15 protein-coding genes are annotated in these 13629 nt (G+C 31.2%); all 15 read right to left on the bottom strand.

What is annotated here, in order from left to right; translation table 11 throughout:
* Positions 1-48: 48 nt before the first annotated feature.
* Complete coding sequence (locus PNO30_RS07310) at positions 49-1437, bottom strand: dihydrolipoamide acetyltransferase (protein ID WP_271964819.1); 1389 nt, start codon at positions 1435-1437, stop codon at positions 49-51.
* A gap of 31 nt (positions 1438-1468) precedes the next feature.
* A complete protein-coding gene (locus PNO30_RS07305; RefSeq protein WP_271987722.1) occupies positions 1469-2461 on the bottom strand; it encodes an alpha-ketoacid dehydrogenase subunit beta in 993 nt (330 codons plus the stop codon).
* A gap of 55 nt (positions 2462-2516) precedes the next feature.
* A complete protein-coding gene (locus tag PNO30_RS07300; protein WP_271987720.1) occupies positions 2517-3497 on the bottom strand; it encodes a thiamine pyrophosphate-dependent dehydrogenase E1 component subunit alpha in 981 nt (326 codons plus the stop codon).
* Between the two features lie 643 nt (positions 3498-4140).
* Complete coding sequence (locus PNO30_RS07295; protein WP_271964816.1) at positions 4141-4332, bottom strand: hypothetical protein; 192 nt, start codon at positions 4330-4332, stop codon at positions 4141-4143.
* A gap of 702 nt (positions 4333-5034) precedes the next feature.
* Positions 5035-5634 (bottom strand): glycerol-3-phosphate acyltransferase, encoded by a 600-nt coding sequence (locus PNO30_RS07290; RefSeq protein ID WP_271964815.1) that lies wholly within the window; start codon positions 5632-5634, stop codon positions 5035-5037.
* Complete coding sequence (locus PNO30_RS07285) at positions 5631-6596, bottom strand: lysylphosphatidylglycerol synthase domain-containing protein (RefSeq protein WP_271964814.1); 966 nt, start codon at positions 6594-6596, stop codon at positions 5631-5633. Before PNO30_RS07285 ends, PNO30_RS07290 begins: the two co-directional genes overlap by 4 nt.
* Positions 6597-6695: 99 nt before the next feature.
* Positions 6696-7103, bottom strand: a complete 408-nt coding sequence (locus PNO30_RS07280; RefSeq protein WP_048802054.1) for a hypothetical protein — start codon at positions 7101-7103, stop codon at positions 6696-6698.
* A gap of 75 nt (positions 7104-7178) precedes the next feature.
* Complete coding sequence (gene mtnN / locus PNO30_RS07275) at positions 7179-7862, bottom strand: 5'-methylthioadenosine/S-adenosylhomocysteine nucleosidase (protein ID WP_271987718.1); 684 nt, start codon at positions 7860-7862, stop codon at positions 7179-7181.
* 4 nt (positions 7863-7866) lie between these two features.
* Positions 7867-8355: a transcription elongation factor GreA gene (greA, locus tag PNO30_RS07270; RefSeq protein WP_048802056.1), complete on the bottom strand. Its 489-nt coding sequence runs from the start codon at positions 8353-8355 to the stop codon at positions 7867-7869.
* A gap of 48 nt (positions 8356-8403) precedes the next feature.
* Positions 8404-9030 carry a uridine kinase gene (gene udk, locus PNO30_RS07265; protein ID WP_003146783.1) on the bottom strand — a complete coding sequence of 209 codons (627 nt, stop codon included), beginning with the start codon at positions 9028-9030 and terminating at the stop codon, positions 8404-8406.
* Entirely contained in the window at positions 9030-10301 is a 1272-nt protein-coding gene (locus PNO30_RS07260; RefSeq protein WP_271987717.1) for a peptidase U32 family protein, read from the bottom strand. Before PNO30_RS07260 ends, udk begins: the two co-directional genes overlap by 1 nt.
* Positions 10302-10398: 97 nt before the next feature.
* On the bottom strand, positions 10399-11325 hold the full coding sequence (locus tag PNO30_RS07255; RefSeq protein ID WP_271987715.1) for a peptidase U32 family protein: 927 nt from the start codon (positions 11323-11325) through the stop codon (positions 10399-10401).
* A 48-nt stretch (positions 11326-11373) separates the two neighbouring features.
* A complete protein-coding gene (locus PNO30_RS07250) occupies positions 11374-12021 on the bottom strand; it encodes an O-methyltransferase (RefSeq protein ID WP_271987714.1) in 648 nt (215 codons plus the stop codon).
* A 236-nt stretch (positions 12022-12257) separates the two neighbouring features.
* On the bottom strand, positions 12258-12383 hold the full coding sequence (locus PNO30_RS07245; RefSeq protein ID WP_271987712.1) for a hypothetical protein: 126 nt from the start codon (positions 12381-12383) through the stop codon (positions 12258-12260).
* A gap of 262 nt (positions 12384-12645) precedes the next feature.
* Positions 12646-13626 (bottom strand): phosphate acetyltransferase, encoded by a 981-nt coding sequence (gene pta, locus PNO30_RS07240; RefSeq protein WP_271987710.1) that lies wholly within the window; start codon positions 13624-13626, stop codon positions 12646-12648.
* Positions 13627-13629 lie beyond the last annotated feature (3 nt).

Genomic DNA, 13629 nt, shown 5'->3' with positions numbered 1-13629 from the left:
CTCCTTAATACACTTTTCTCTTATTTTCTTCTATATATTATATCATTATTAGATTAGTAATGATAGTGGATTTTCGATAGCTTCTTTCAGAGTCTTCATGAATTTAGCTCCTTCTAATCCGTCAACAACACGGTGGTCCGCTGTTAATGTTAATGTCATAATTGGTCTTACAGTAACTTCACCGTTTAATACTACAGGTTTTTGAACTGTAGCACTTACACCTAAAATAGCTGTATTTGGTTGGTTAATGATTGGCACGAAGCTTTTAACTCCATACATACCTAAGTTACTGATTGTAAATGTTGAGTCTGCCATTTCATCTGGTTTTAATTTACCAGCAAGAGCTTTAGTTGTAATTTCTTTAGAAGCTATTACAAGCTCTTTAAGACTCATCTTATCTGCACCTTTAATTACTGGTACTACTAATCCGCTATCCATACCAACAGCGATTGATAAGTTTACATAGTGGTGTAAATACATTTCTTTTTCATCACTTGATAATGAAGCATTTACATATGGGTGTTTCATTAATGATTTAATTACCGCTAATGAAATAAAGTCTGTAACTGTTGCTTTTTTACCAGTTTCTTCGATAATTGCATCAACAACTTTTTTACGTAATGCTAATAATTCAGTCATATCAACTTCAACATTAACTACAAATGTTGGTGCACTGAAGTAAGATTCACTCATACGTTTAGAAATAACTTTACGCATTGGTGACATTGGTACAGTTTCAACGATTCCCCATTGATTTTCATTTGGCGCTTTAACAGATTTTTTACCTGGTTGAGCAATTTCTTCTTTTTTAGCTGGCTCTGCTTTAGGTGTACCATTAAGTACTGCAAGAACGTCAGCTTTCATAATTTTACCATTTGGTCCTGTTCCAGCGATACTTTCAGTGTTAATTCCTTCAATTTGCGCAATACGTGCAGCAAGTGGAGAAATTTTAACTTTAGAGTTTAGTTTGTAATCTAAAACATCATCTTTGTGGATACGACCTTTTGCACCTGTACCTTTAACTTTAGATAAGTCAATTCCTTTTTCACGAGCATATGCTCTAGCTGCTGGTGTAGCACGAAGGCCTGAATAATCAATTACTTCCACTTCTTTAACTGGTGTATGATCAACTTTTTTCTCAACAACAGTTTCTGCTGGAGCTACTTCCCCTGTTGAAGTTGCCCCAGGAATTGCTTCACCTGGTTCACCAATCCATGCGATTGTTTGAACTACTGGTACAACATCTCCTGCTTGTGCTAATATTTTTAATAGTGTTCCGCTTGCATCAGCTTCAACTTCCATATTTACTTTATCTGTTACAATTTCTAATAGGACTTCACCTGCTTCGACATGGTCACCTTCATTTTTGAACCATTGTACGATTTCGCCCTCTTCCATTTCACTACCGGCTTTTGGCATAATAACCTCTACTGCCATGTTTTATTCACATCCTTCGCTAACTAAATTTTTATTTTTTATTTACAGCTTTTTTAATTGTTTCTTTGATGTCTTCTACATCAGGTACAACTAATTTTTCTAAGTCTTTAGCTGATGGAATGTTAGTGTCAGCTCCTGCAACACGGTAAATTGGGCTATCTAAGAAATCAAATGCATCACTTTCTGCGATACGTGCAACGATTTCTCCACCGAATCCACCAGTTTTGAATGAGTCGTGACAAACTACTAATTTTCCTGTTTTTTGTACAGATTTAACGATTAATTCTGTATCTAATGGTACTAATGTTATTGGGTCAACTACTTCTACTGAAATTCCTTCTTCTTTTAACTCTTCAGCAGCTTTTAAGCTACGCTCTAACATTCTTCCCCATGATACTAATGTTACATCAGTACCTTCTGCTTTGATGTCACCTTTTCCGATTACACCAACTTTACCTACTTCAACTTCACCTTTACGTCCAAATAACGCTTTTGGTTCAATGTAGATAACTGGGTTGTTATCTCTAATTGCAGCTCTTAAAATTGAGTAAACATCTCCTGCTGTACCTGGTGCTACTACTTTAAGCCCAGGAATGTGACAGAACCAAGCTTCTAGAGCTTTACAGTGTTGAGCTGCAGCTCCTGTACCTGCACCAGATGCACAACGATAAGTAACTGGTACTTGTACTTCTCCACCTAACATATAACGCATTGGTGCTGCTTGGTTAACAATAGCATCCATACCAATTGTTACAAAATCCATAAATGTTACATCAACGATTGGACGCATACCTACTGATGCTGCCCCTGCAGCAGAACCGCAAATTGCAGCTTCACTAATAGGTGTATCAATTACGCGTTCTGGTCCGAACTCTTCTAACATTCCTACTGTAGTACCGAAGTCACCACCGAAGATACCAACATCTTCACCCATTAAAAATACATTTTCATCTTCACGCATTTCGTGAGTCATAGCTTCTTTTATGGCTTCACGAACTGTCATAATTTTTGTTTCTTTAGTCATAACTATTAATCTCCTATTATATAAAATATTATTTAAATTATTTTAACCTAAAATATTAGTCAGCGTAGTTATCTTGGAATGCAATTGAACCATCAGCAACTTTTGATTCTTTAGCAAATTCTACAGCATCATCGATAGTTGCTTTTGATCTATCTTCGATTTCTTTTAATTCTTCTTCTGTAGCAATTCCATTTTCTAATAAGTAGTTTTTATATTTTACGTTAGGATCTTTAAGTTTCCATTCTGCTACTTCTTCACGACTACGGTATTTACCAGCATCTGAAGCTGAGTGCCCAAACCATCTGTAAGATACTGCTTCTACTAAAACAGGACCTTTTCCACTTCTTGCATGTTCGATAGCTTCTTGCATTGCATCATATACAGCTAACACATCGTTTCCATCCTCAACATGGATTCCTTTGATTCTGTATGAAGCAGCACGTTCAGTAATTTCTTTAACACGCATACATCTTTCTTGAGCCATTGAAATACCATATTTATTATTAATTACGTAGAAAATAAGTGGTAAATCCCAGTTAGATGCCATGTTTAAACATTCGTGGAAACTTCCTTCGTTAGTAGCCCCATCACCCATACAACAAATTACAACATTACCTGTTTTTTTCATTTTTTGAGCTAGAGCGGCACCAGTACTTAAACCGTGTCCTCCACCAACGATACCGTTACATCCCATGTTTCCTTGTTCAAGGTCATAAACGTGCATACTTCCTCCACGTCCTTTACATTGACCAGTTTCTTTACCAAGGATTTCAGCCATCATACGGTCAATTTCAATACCTTTGGCAATTGTTTGCCCGTGACCACGGTGGTTAGAGTACATTAAGTCTTCTTTTCTTAATGGATAAATAGCTCCAACGTTAGCTGCTTCTTCTCCTACTGAATAGTGAGTCATACCGTGAACTAAACCACGAGAGTATAGTTTACTTAACTCCATATCAAAATCTCTAATAAGGTGCATTAGTTCATACATTTCTAAATGCTCTTGTTTAGTTAAATCTTTTGATGTTTTTACCATAATAACCTCCAAAGTTTGTATATATATTTATTAAATGTGTATAAATTATGTTTTAATCATATATTACTTTAATAATATACAATGTTTTCGAAAAAAAGTCAAATCAATGAGCTCAATAAAATAACAATATTTATCTCAGTAATATTTCTTGATTCTGTACTACTACAACCTAAAACTTTCAACAAACAGAATAAAACAGATTTCTTCCATTTGCATATACTATCATTTTTCTTATTCTACACTTTATATAAACTCTCTCTAAATTTTTATAGATACAGAATTAAAATAAACTAATTAAAGATAATAAGAATAGTTTTTTTAAGAAATTATGTCGTTTATTAAGAATCTAATCATAAATAATAAGTTTGATGTAAAGCGTTTTCTTGTGGGTTTATATACTTTTAAACACTTAAAAATTGAAGTTAATTAATTATTCTTCAGAATTTATGTAAACTTTAAATTTCTATGAAGTAACCTATTAAATACACTAATGTGTATTAATTATTAAGATTTTTGATTGTGATTAAGCTACTCATCATATATAAATATCATTTATTATAATTATTCCCACTTCATAATAGTATATATTTATACCAGCCCTGAAAAAAGAGAGATCTGACACTTTCTCAGATCTCATCTTTAGTTATGCAGCGTGTTTATCGCAGTGACAATCACCAGTTTTGCAATTTCCACATTCACAATCTTCTTTTGCATTGTGGCATCCGCACGCACAACCTTCTTTACAGTCACAAGTTCCTTCAACACAATTTCCACATTTGCAATCTTCTACTGCATCATGACAGTGACAGTGGTGTTCGCATTCACATTTAGTCATCTTTACCACCTCCGTATTTTTATTCTATACTTAAATTTTATTATGTTTTATATAACAAGTCAATAGATTCTCGTCTTAAGTAACTATTACGATTTATACACCTATAAATCGTAACAAGGACGATTTTATTTCTAAAAATTAATTAGTTGAAATCACTAATTTAGTTACTATTCTTTACCTATTATTTATTCCATATGTTATAATAAAATTGAACATTAGAAATTTAATAACATCAATAAAAAAATATACTTATTCTAGATTAAATCTCATTTCAAAGGAGGAAAAATAGATGAAAAGTAGAATTTATTTAATCATCAGCCTTATGTTGTTTGTCGTACTTTCAATAGTTTTTTTCGTCACAAAAAACAACATTTATTATTATTTAACTATACCAATACTTATTTATGCTAGTTTTATGAGATATAATAGGGAAAAAGAAAAATTAATAATAAAAACAACTAAGATTCTTATTTTTTTAAAGTATGAGATTATAACATTCACCATGGCTTTTCTAACAATGTATTTACATTCATTATTTATCAATACTAGAATGTTTTCATCTGAATTATATCTTTTTATTACGACTATAATTTCTGTTATTTTTCTCCTAATCTATCTTATACTTCATATTAAGCGTACTCTGCTTATAAGAAAAGAACTACGAAAAAACAATTCTAAATAACAAAAAAAGAAATCAGCTCACTATCGAACTGATTTCTTAATTTTTCTTACACTAAAATATTTATCAAATGAATTTTCTATGTCTTCAACCGCTACCACACCTAATAATACAACAACTAAAATAAATATTCCTAAAATTAAGAATGATGGGTTCTCAACATAGTTGATATACGTTACGAATGGAAGACTTGAATAGAATCCAATCGTTAAACTTTTTACGATAATTGCAATAACTAATGTACAAAGTATCATAATTAAGAATAAATTAATCGACAGAGCCGCTAGACAACCAAAAAACGTAGCAACTCCTTTCCCACCTTTAAACTTAAAGACAACAGGTTTTATATGCCCTAGTAATACTAAAAGTATGCATATATATATTATTTTAGAATCAACAGCTAAAATTTTTAAAAGTATAACTACTAAAAATCCTTTGAAGAAATCTACCGCTAATACAAATAAAAACGATCTAGGACCTAAAATTCGTCCTGCATTTCTAGCACCAACATTACCTGATCCTTTATTAGTAAATTCTTCTTTATATATTTTTTCTAATAATTTTCCACCCATTATATTCCCAATAAGATAGGCTAAAATCGCGTAAATTACCATTGAAATCATAACTTTTCTCCTCTCTTAAATTTATTTTTTATAATTCTTATTCCTTCACTTAAAAACATTAGACATCCTATAGAAAATGGAACAACGTAATATGCTAATCTGTATATTACAATAGTTGCTCCTATTATTTCTGGATTAATCCCTAAGTTTTTAAGACCAATTAGCACTAATGTGTCAAAAGTACCTAATCCTCCAGGAATCATAGTTAATAACCCCACTATTGAAGCTACTATTATAACTCCCATTATTTGCAATTCCTTATCAGCAACTAAATCACCCGTATAAAAATATAAAATCACTAGTATGATAAGAGCCGCAAATACCCATTCTAAAAAAGAAATCACTGTCAATTTAACACTCAAGTATCTATCCGTTCTAATTCTTGGTTTTCTCAAATTAAAAAATAGATACAATGGTAAAAATAACGACATCAGAATTAAAGAATAATAAAAAATTTTATTATCAGCATATAACGCCTGACCTGGAAATACATTAAGAACCACAAAAATTGATAACAAACTAATACCTGAAAGCATAGAAATTAAAATCATTCCTATTGCAGTAACTAATGTTTTCCCGTTTTTTGTATAAGGTTTATACATATAATATCTAAGTCCAGCACCAATAAAGCCACCAAAACCTAGAACCATATTCAGTGTGTTAGTCATAAAGCTGATTTTAAAAATACGGAATGAAGACATATTTTTCGTTAAATTAATAGCTTTAAGGACAAAATAATCGTAAAGACATAAAATACTTATACCGAATAATCCGAATAATAAAACTACTAAAAATTTCACCTCTCCTATAGTTAAGGTAAGATGATGTATTTTTTTAAAATCTAAACTAACTATCTCTTTTTTAAAATAGGAAAAAATTAAATAAAATATCAATAATCCTAAGCTTATCTGAACTAAATTCTTCAAATAATTAAAGGATCTACTCTCAGTAATATTTTTCATTTTTCTTTTCCTTAAATAATATTTATCTACTTTATATTAACATTTTATAACTTTTTTTTCAATACAATTAATTACATAAAATTATGACTATAATATTTTTTAATCTACATATTCATATAACTTATCTTCGTATTCATTATATAATTCTGGATAACCTTTTTTCACCGCTTTTAAAAATGTTTTTCGAATTTTATTGACTTTTTGTACATATATCAAAATAAACATCAATGTAAATATTACAATATACAAAATTAACATCTCAATTAAAAACGCTCTATAGGCTCCTTGATAGAATCCGAGGAATAATATGAGTGAAGTTGTAAAAAATACCATTACTACTGAAGCTTTAAAACCTTTTTTATATCTTGTATAATCATCTTTCACAATTTTACAGATAATATCTAATTCTTCTTTTGTATAGCCACCACTTTTAATTGATTTCAAAGTATAGCTCGGAAGTTTTTCAGATGTAAGTGCTAAAAATAATTTCGATAATATAGTTATCATACTTTCCCTCCTACTTCACATAAATATTACAGCAAAGAAAAGCTCTTGCTCTCCTTTGCTGATCTATAATTAATTTTAAAGTTTTTTAATTAGTTCTGTAGTTAAAATTGACGAGTTTACTGCAGCTATTTGTAAAAATTCATCAAAAGTAACTCTTGTTCCTTCTTCTGCTTTATCACTTACACTACGGCAAACTATAAATTTTGTTCCAAATTGGTAACAAGTTTGAGCAATTGCTGCTGCTTCCATCTCAACTACTTGCATATTAGGAAAGTTTTTCAATATTCCTTTTTTTAACTCTTTATTAGAGATAAATGAATCTGATGTTCCTACTAAACCAAAGTGAATCTTATGATTTGGTAAGTTGATTTCAGAAGCTAATTTTTGTAACTCTTCATCACTCTTATATGCTGCTGGCATTTGCGGAACTTGACCTATTTCATAGCCAAACTCTGTTGCATCAACATCAAAATGTCTCACCTCTGTGGCAACAATCATATCACCAATTTCCATATCACCTTGCAGTGCACCACATGTACCTATATTAATCACATACTCTGGTTTATAGTGATCTAATAATAGAGTTGTAGCAATAGCGGCATTCACCTTCCCTGGTAAACTTAACATAAGAACAATATCTCGTCCTTCATATTTACCTTCATAAAATGTTACATGTGCTATTTTTTTCTCTTGTAAATTTTCTATTTTTTCTTTTATTATAGCCACTTCTTCTGGCATTGCACCGATTAATGCTATCATAATACTATTCTACCGCTAGAATTTTGATATCCATTGAATCTTCAGGTCCAGTTGGTAATGATACTTTCGCAACATCCCCTACTTCTTTTCCTAATAATGCTTGTGCTACTGGAGATTCATTTGAAATTTTGTATTCAAATGGGTTAGCTTCCGCACTACCTACAATTTTATAAGTTTCAGTTAAACCATCAGGTAATTCTTGATAAGTTACTGTGTTACCAAGACGAATTGCACTTGATTTTTCATCTAATTCGATAATAACAGCATAACGAATCATTTGTTCCATTTCTAAAATTCTTTGTTCGATAAATCCTTGTTCATCTTTTGCTGCATCGTACTCAGAGTTCTCAGATAAGTCCCCGAAACTACGTGCAATTTTAATTTTTTCAATTACTTCTGGACGTTTAACTTTTTTATAATGTTCTAATTCTTCAACAAGTTTGTCATAACCTTCTTGGGTCATTTGATATTCTAATTTTTCTTCTAAAGCCATAGTGGTACTCCTTTTTTTAGTCTACTCTATATTATATCTTTTTTTTAATTATTTTGCTAGTAGCGATTTAATTTTTGTTATTAAAATGTCGATAGCTATATCGTTATATCCACCATCTGGAACGATAATATCTGCATATTGTTTTGTAGGTTTAATATATTTCTCATGCATTGGTCTAACAGACACTAAATATTGATTAATTACTGATTCTACAGTTCTTCCACGTTCATTAATATCACGTAATAGTCGTCTTAAAATACGTAAATCACTAGGTGTATCAACAAAAATTTTAATATCCATTAATTCTCGTAGTTTTTCTGAATATAAACCAAACATACCTTCGATGATAATTACATCTTTAGGTTCTTGGTGTTTTTGTTCTTTACTACGAGTATGATTTACATAATCATAAACCGGAAGTTCGACAGCTTTCCCCTCAATTAATTCTAATAAGTGATTATAAAGTAACTCATTATCAAATGCACTCGGATGATCATAATTTGTTTTAACTCTTTCATCCATAGTCATATGGCTTTGGTCTTTATAATAATAATCTTGCTCAATTAAAGCAACTTTATCTTGAGTTAGCTCGTCTATAATTCTTTTAGTAACGGTTGTTTTACCACTACCGCTTCCCCCAACAATACCGATAATTTTTGGTCGTTTTGTAGTCATTATCGTCCCATTTCCTTTCGCATCATATTGCTTTTAAATACTCTAGAGTCTAATTTTGTTCTAATAATTTGAAGTGGATGTCTTGCTGCATCTAACAATTCACCATCTTCATCATAAATTTCCCCGATAACTTGTCTAAAAGTATCAATCTCAGGTCCAAAGAATTCGACTTCTTGACCTGTTTTAAAGAAGTTTCGTTGTTGAATTGTTGCGATTTGAGTTTCTTCATCATAGTGAAGAACTTGTCCAACGAAATCATAATTTGTTTTCTTACCACCCTCATTTCCAAACATCTGTTCAGAATACTTAGGTATTTCATAGAAGAATGACATTGCTGTATCACGGTTAGCACATTTATATAGTTCTAATTTATATTCTGGCGTCATCTCAAAGTTATCTGGATCCGCACAATAATCATCGATTAGTTTTCTATACACACTTGCAACTGTCGCAACATAGTGAATAGATTTCATTCGCCCTTCAACTTTTAATGAATCTATACCTAACTCAATAATTTCTGGTACTGCTTCAATTAAAGTTAAATCTTTAGGACTCATCGCATATGGATTTGCACCTTCATCGAATAACTTAGTATCTTCATCAGTTCCTTCTTCATAAAGGTCATAATTCCAACGACATGATTGACAGCAACCTCCACGGTTACTATCACGAGCTGTCATGTAGTTACTTAAAGTACAACGTCCTGAATATGCTATACACATTGCTCCGTGCACAAACATTTCAATCTCAACATCTGTTTTTTCACGAATTTCTTTTATTTCCTCATATCCTGTTTCACGTGCTAATACAACACGGTGTACTCCTTCACTTTCCCAATATCTAACTTCTTTATAGTTTGAGATAGATTGTTGTGTACTAATATGTACCTCTACTTTTGGAGCAACAGCTTTACATCTTTCGATAATATATGGATCCGCAACGATTATTCCTCGAACACCTGCATTTTGAAGTGCCATTAAGAATTCATCTAATCCTTCAAAGTTTTCATCGTGCGCGATAATATTCGCTGTTACATAAATATCAGCTCCATATTTTGCAGCAAATTCACAACCTTCTTTTATCTCTTCGATTGTAAAGTTATCTGCGTTACTACGAAGTCCAAACTCCTGTCCACCTAAGAACACAGCATCTGCTCCATAGTGAATAGCTATTTTTAATTTTTCTAAGTTTCCTGCTGGAAGCAGTAATTCTGGTTTTTTTGTTATTACTCTCTTGCCGTCTCTAATTTCTGAAATATTTGGTATTGCCATAAGTTTAGGTCACATTCAAGTATGACCCATCCTCCTTGTCTTTTTTATTAGGTTTTATATAGGAAACCTTATCCTCTTTTCAACATTTAAAATATGATTAGTACATAGTTTTCTTATAGAAGAATCCTAAGTCAACTTCTCTATATTTCGGTTTAATTCTCTCTATATCATTATAGAAATCTTGCTTTTCATCTTCATATGCTTCTTTATCTTCGTAATAAAGATCGATAGCATCACGATAAATCGTTACTACTTCTGTAATGTAATCTTCATCTTTTAAAACACCCTCAATTTTGAATGCAGATACTCCCGCTTCAATTAGACGATCTAATTCTTCAATAGCACAAATATCGTTTGCACTCATAATGTGCGTCCCGTTAGAATCCTCAAAAATCGGGTAACGTTCATTTCTATCTTGGCTATATAGGAATAATTTTTTCGAATTACTATATTCCTCGATATATTTTTCTTTACCACTATACATGAAGTAATTATCAACTAATTTTCTTACTGATTGGAACATACAAAGCATCCCTTGTACCTGAACTTCAATCTCATAGTCGCTTTTTCCAGTAATTTCAAGAATTTCATCAATTGTTAATTCTTTTGAAAGACATGTTCTATACGCTCCACGTTTCCCCCAGTAATTACAAGAGAAAGAGTTCGTAGCTAATGTATGTGGATCCCATTGAAGTTTGAAATCTAAATTCTCTTCTCTTAAAATTGTAATTATTGTTGGTTCTCCATATATTAAAGCATCTACATCTAACGTTGATAGATAATGTAAATAATCAACTAGGTCATCTATATGCTCGTTATGGAATATTGCATTTACACTAACATAGGCTTTTTTCCCTGCTTGATGTATAATCTCAATAGCTTTTTTTAATTCGTCTCTCTTAAATTCACCAGCAAGACGTAATCCATATTTTTCTTCACCTATAACGAAACTATCAGCTCCTACATTTATTAGTTCATAAATATGATCAATACTTTTCGGTGTTACAACTAACTCTACTGTCATTTTTTATCCTCTCTTAATAAAATTTACTAACTTCACAGTTCTATAATTTTATTTCCTCGTTGTTATAGTTATCCCATCTCCAAACGGTAATATTACACTCTCATAGTTTTCATGTTTTAATAACCATTCATTGTAATTATTAATTTTTCTAGAAAGTTGTTTTAAATCTCTACTGTGTCTAATAATACTTGGATCGGCAACCATTCCTTTGAATAGCACATTATCCGTAATAACTACAACATCTTCAGCAAAATATGGTTCATATAATTCAAAAAACTTTCTACTTTGACTCTTAGCACCATCGATGAACACTACATCATAAGGTGCATTTGCTACAACTTCATCTTGAAGTTCTAATGCATCAGCATGAAGTAATGTTATTCTATCTAAAAGATTTCTTTTTTCTATATTATTTTTTGCTTCTTTATACATCTTATCATCACGCTCAATAGTAGTAACATTACATCCTATTCTCTCAGCTAATTTAATTGACGTATAACCAATTGCAGTTCCTATTTCCAATAAATTCTTAGCTTTCTTAACTTTCAGTATTTGAATTAAAAATCTTATCCCGATTTTATCAATTATTGGAACTCTATTTTCTTCAGCAAATTTTTCTAATTCTAAGTAAAATTCATCAAAGTCTTCTAACAAATCTATAACGTATAAGTCATCTTTTGATTCTATCGCAACCATGTTTACCTCCATATTTATACATCATTATATAATACCATATAAGTTGGTACAAATGCAATTATAAAGACTAAAAAGGAAGTAACCCTATATTTTATGATTCTATAAGAATCACTAATACAAAGTTACTCCCACATTGCTTTTATATATTCAAAAAATCAACTAAACCCATCTGAATAATAGAAAACTCTAACTCTTATCGAATTTACTATTTTTATCATCTATTAAAATTATTTGTTCTATTTTTTTAATCCTTTTCGTATAAAGTCTACAGAAACATAGACTAGACATAAAAATAAAACAAAGCCAATAGCACTTGCAATCGGACTAGAAATTGCCTTATAAAAATAATCTACAAAATCCATAATTCACATCTCCTTTTTTACTACTTTATCATAATACTATTCACACACATTAAAAAAATAAATTACCAGTGTAATCTCTCCTTTAAATTTTAATAACCTATTTTTTATTAATTTCCCCTTTTATTTTTGTACATATGAACAGTATTCATCTCAATAAATGTAGCCTATATTCTTTATTTAATTATACAAAATTAAGAAAACGATGTCAAATTATGCTATAAAGAAAAAGAGGTTAACCAAAGTCAACCTCTTTATTAAAATCTTATTTTTCTAAAGCTTGAACAGCTGTAATTAATGAAAGTTTATATACATCTTCTGCATTACATCCACGAGATAGGTCATTTACAGGAGCATTTAATCCTTGTAAGATTGGTCCTACAGCTTCAAATCCACCTAGACGTTGTGCAATTTTGTATCCAATATTACCAGCTTCTAGACTTGGGAACACAAATACATTAGCATCTCCTTGTACTTTTGAATTAGGAGCTTTTAATTTAGCAACTGAAGGTACAACTGCAGCATCGAATTGTAATTCACCTTCTACCGCCAATTCAGGCGCATTTTGTTTAACTAATTTAGTAGCTTCTGCCACTTTTGTAGTATCTTCAGTAACAGCTGAACCTAAAGTAGAGAAACTTAACATTGCTACTTTTGGATCAACGTTAAAGCTTTTAGCTGTTCTTGCACTTTCAATTGCAATTTCAGCTAGACCTTCTGCATCTAATGTTGGGTTAATCGCACAGTCAGCAAATACATAACGTTTGTCTTCTTTACTCATAATGAATGCACCACTTGTACGTTTTGTACCTGGTTTAGTTTTTATTATTTGTAACGCTGGACGAACAGTATCTCCAGTAGAGTGAATTGCTCCAGATACTAATCCTTCAACTTCACCTGTATATACTAACATAGTCCCGAAGTAGTTAACATCTTTTAACAATTCACGAGCTTTTTCTTCAGTTACTTTTCCTGCACGACGCTCTACAAACTTAGCAACTAATTCTTCTAATTTTTCGTAGTTTTCGTGATCAATAACTTCCAAGTTAGAAACATCTAAAGATAATCCTTTAGCAATCTCTTCTACTTTTTCTTTTTTTCCAACTAACACAGGTTGAACATAACTAGTAACGCCTAATTTAACAGCCGCTTCTAATACACGCTCATCATATGCTTCTGGAAGTACGATACGTACATTTTTCCCTTCTAATTTTTGTTGAAGTTCTACAAATAAATCATTTGCCATCTT

This window comes from Gemella haemolysans (assembly GCF_028308085.1).
GTDB classification, from domain to species: Bacteria; Bacillota; Bacilli; order Staphylococcales; family Gemellaceae; genus Gemella; species Gemella haemolysans_D.
The sequence above is the reverse complement of the archived record's forward strand: the minus strand, read 5'-3'. Positions and strand labels throughout refer to the sequence as shown.

Bases quoted from the DNA above. Each gene is read 5' to 3' on its own strand.
- PNO30_RS07310 (WP_271964819.1), bottom strand. From the start codon at position 1,437: ATGGCAGTAGAGGTTATTATGCCAAAAGCCGGTAGTGAAATGGAAGAG.
- PNO30_RS07305 (WP_271987722.1), bottom strand. From the start codon at position 2,461: ATGACTAAAGAAACAAAAATTATGACAGTTCGTGAAGCCATAAAAGAA.
- PNO30_RS07300 (WP_271987720.1), bottom strand. From the start codon at position 3,497: ATGGTAAAAACATCAAAAGATTTAACTAAACAAGAGCATTTAGAAATG.
- PNO30_RS07295 (WP_271964816.1), bottom strand. From the start codon at position 4,332: ATGACTAAATGTGAATGCGAACACCACTGTCACTGTCATGATGCAGTA.
- PNO30_RS07290 (WP_271964815.1), bottom strand. From the start codon at position 5,634: ATGATTTCAATGGTAATTTACGCGATTTTAGCCTATCTTATTGGGAAT.
- PNO30_RS07285 (WP_271964814.1), bottom strand. From the start codon at position 6,596: ATGAAAAATATTACTGAGAGTAGATCCTTTAATTATTTGAAGAATTTA.
- PNO30_RS07280 (WP_048802054.1), bottom strand. From the start codon at position 7,103: ATGATAACTATATTATCGAAATTATTTTTAGCACTTACATCTGAAAAA.
- mtnN (WP_271987718.1), bottom strand. From the start codon at position 7,862: ATGATAGCATTAATCGGTGCAATGCCAGAAGAAGTGGCTATAATAAAA.
- greA (WP_048802056.1), bottom strand. From the start codon at position 8,355: ATGGCTTTAGAAGAAAAATTAGAATATCAAATGACCCAAGAAGGTTAT.
- udk (WP_003146783.1), bottom strand. From the start codon at position 9,030: ATGACTACAAAACGACCAAAAATTATCGGTATTGTTGGGGGAAGCGGT.
- PNO30_RS07260 (WP_271987717.1), bottom strand. From the start codon at position 10,301: ATGGCAATACCAAATATTTCAGAAATTAGAGACGGCAAGAGAGTAATA.
- PNO30_RS07255 (WP_271987715.1), bottom strand. From the start codon at position 11,325: ATGACAGTAGAGTTAGTTGTAACACCGAAAAGTATTGATCATATTTAT.
- PNO30_RS07250 (WP_271987714.1), bottom strand. From the start codon at position 12,021: ATGGTTGCGATAGAATCAAAAGATGACTTATACGTTATAGATTTGTTA.
- PNO30_RS07245 (WP_271987712.1), bottom strand. From the start codon at position 12,383: ATGGATTTTGTAGATTATTTTTATAAGGCAATTTCTAGTCCGATTGCA.
- pta (WP_271987710.1), bottom strand. From the start codon at position 13,626: ATGGCAAATGATTTATTTGTAGAACTTCAACAAAAATTAGAAGGGAAA.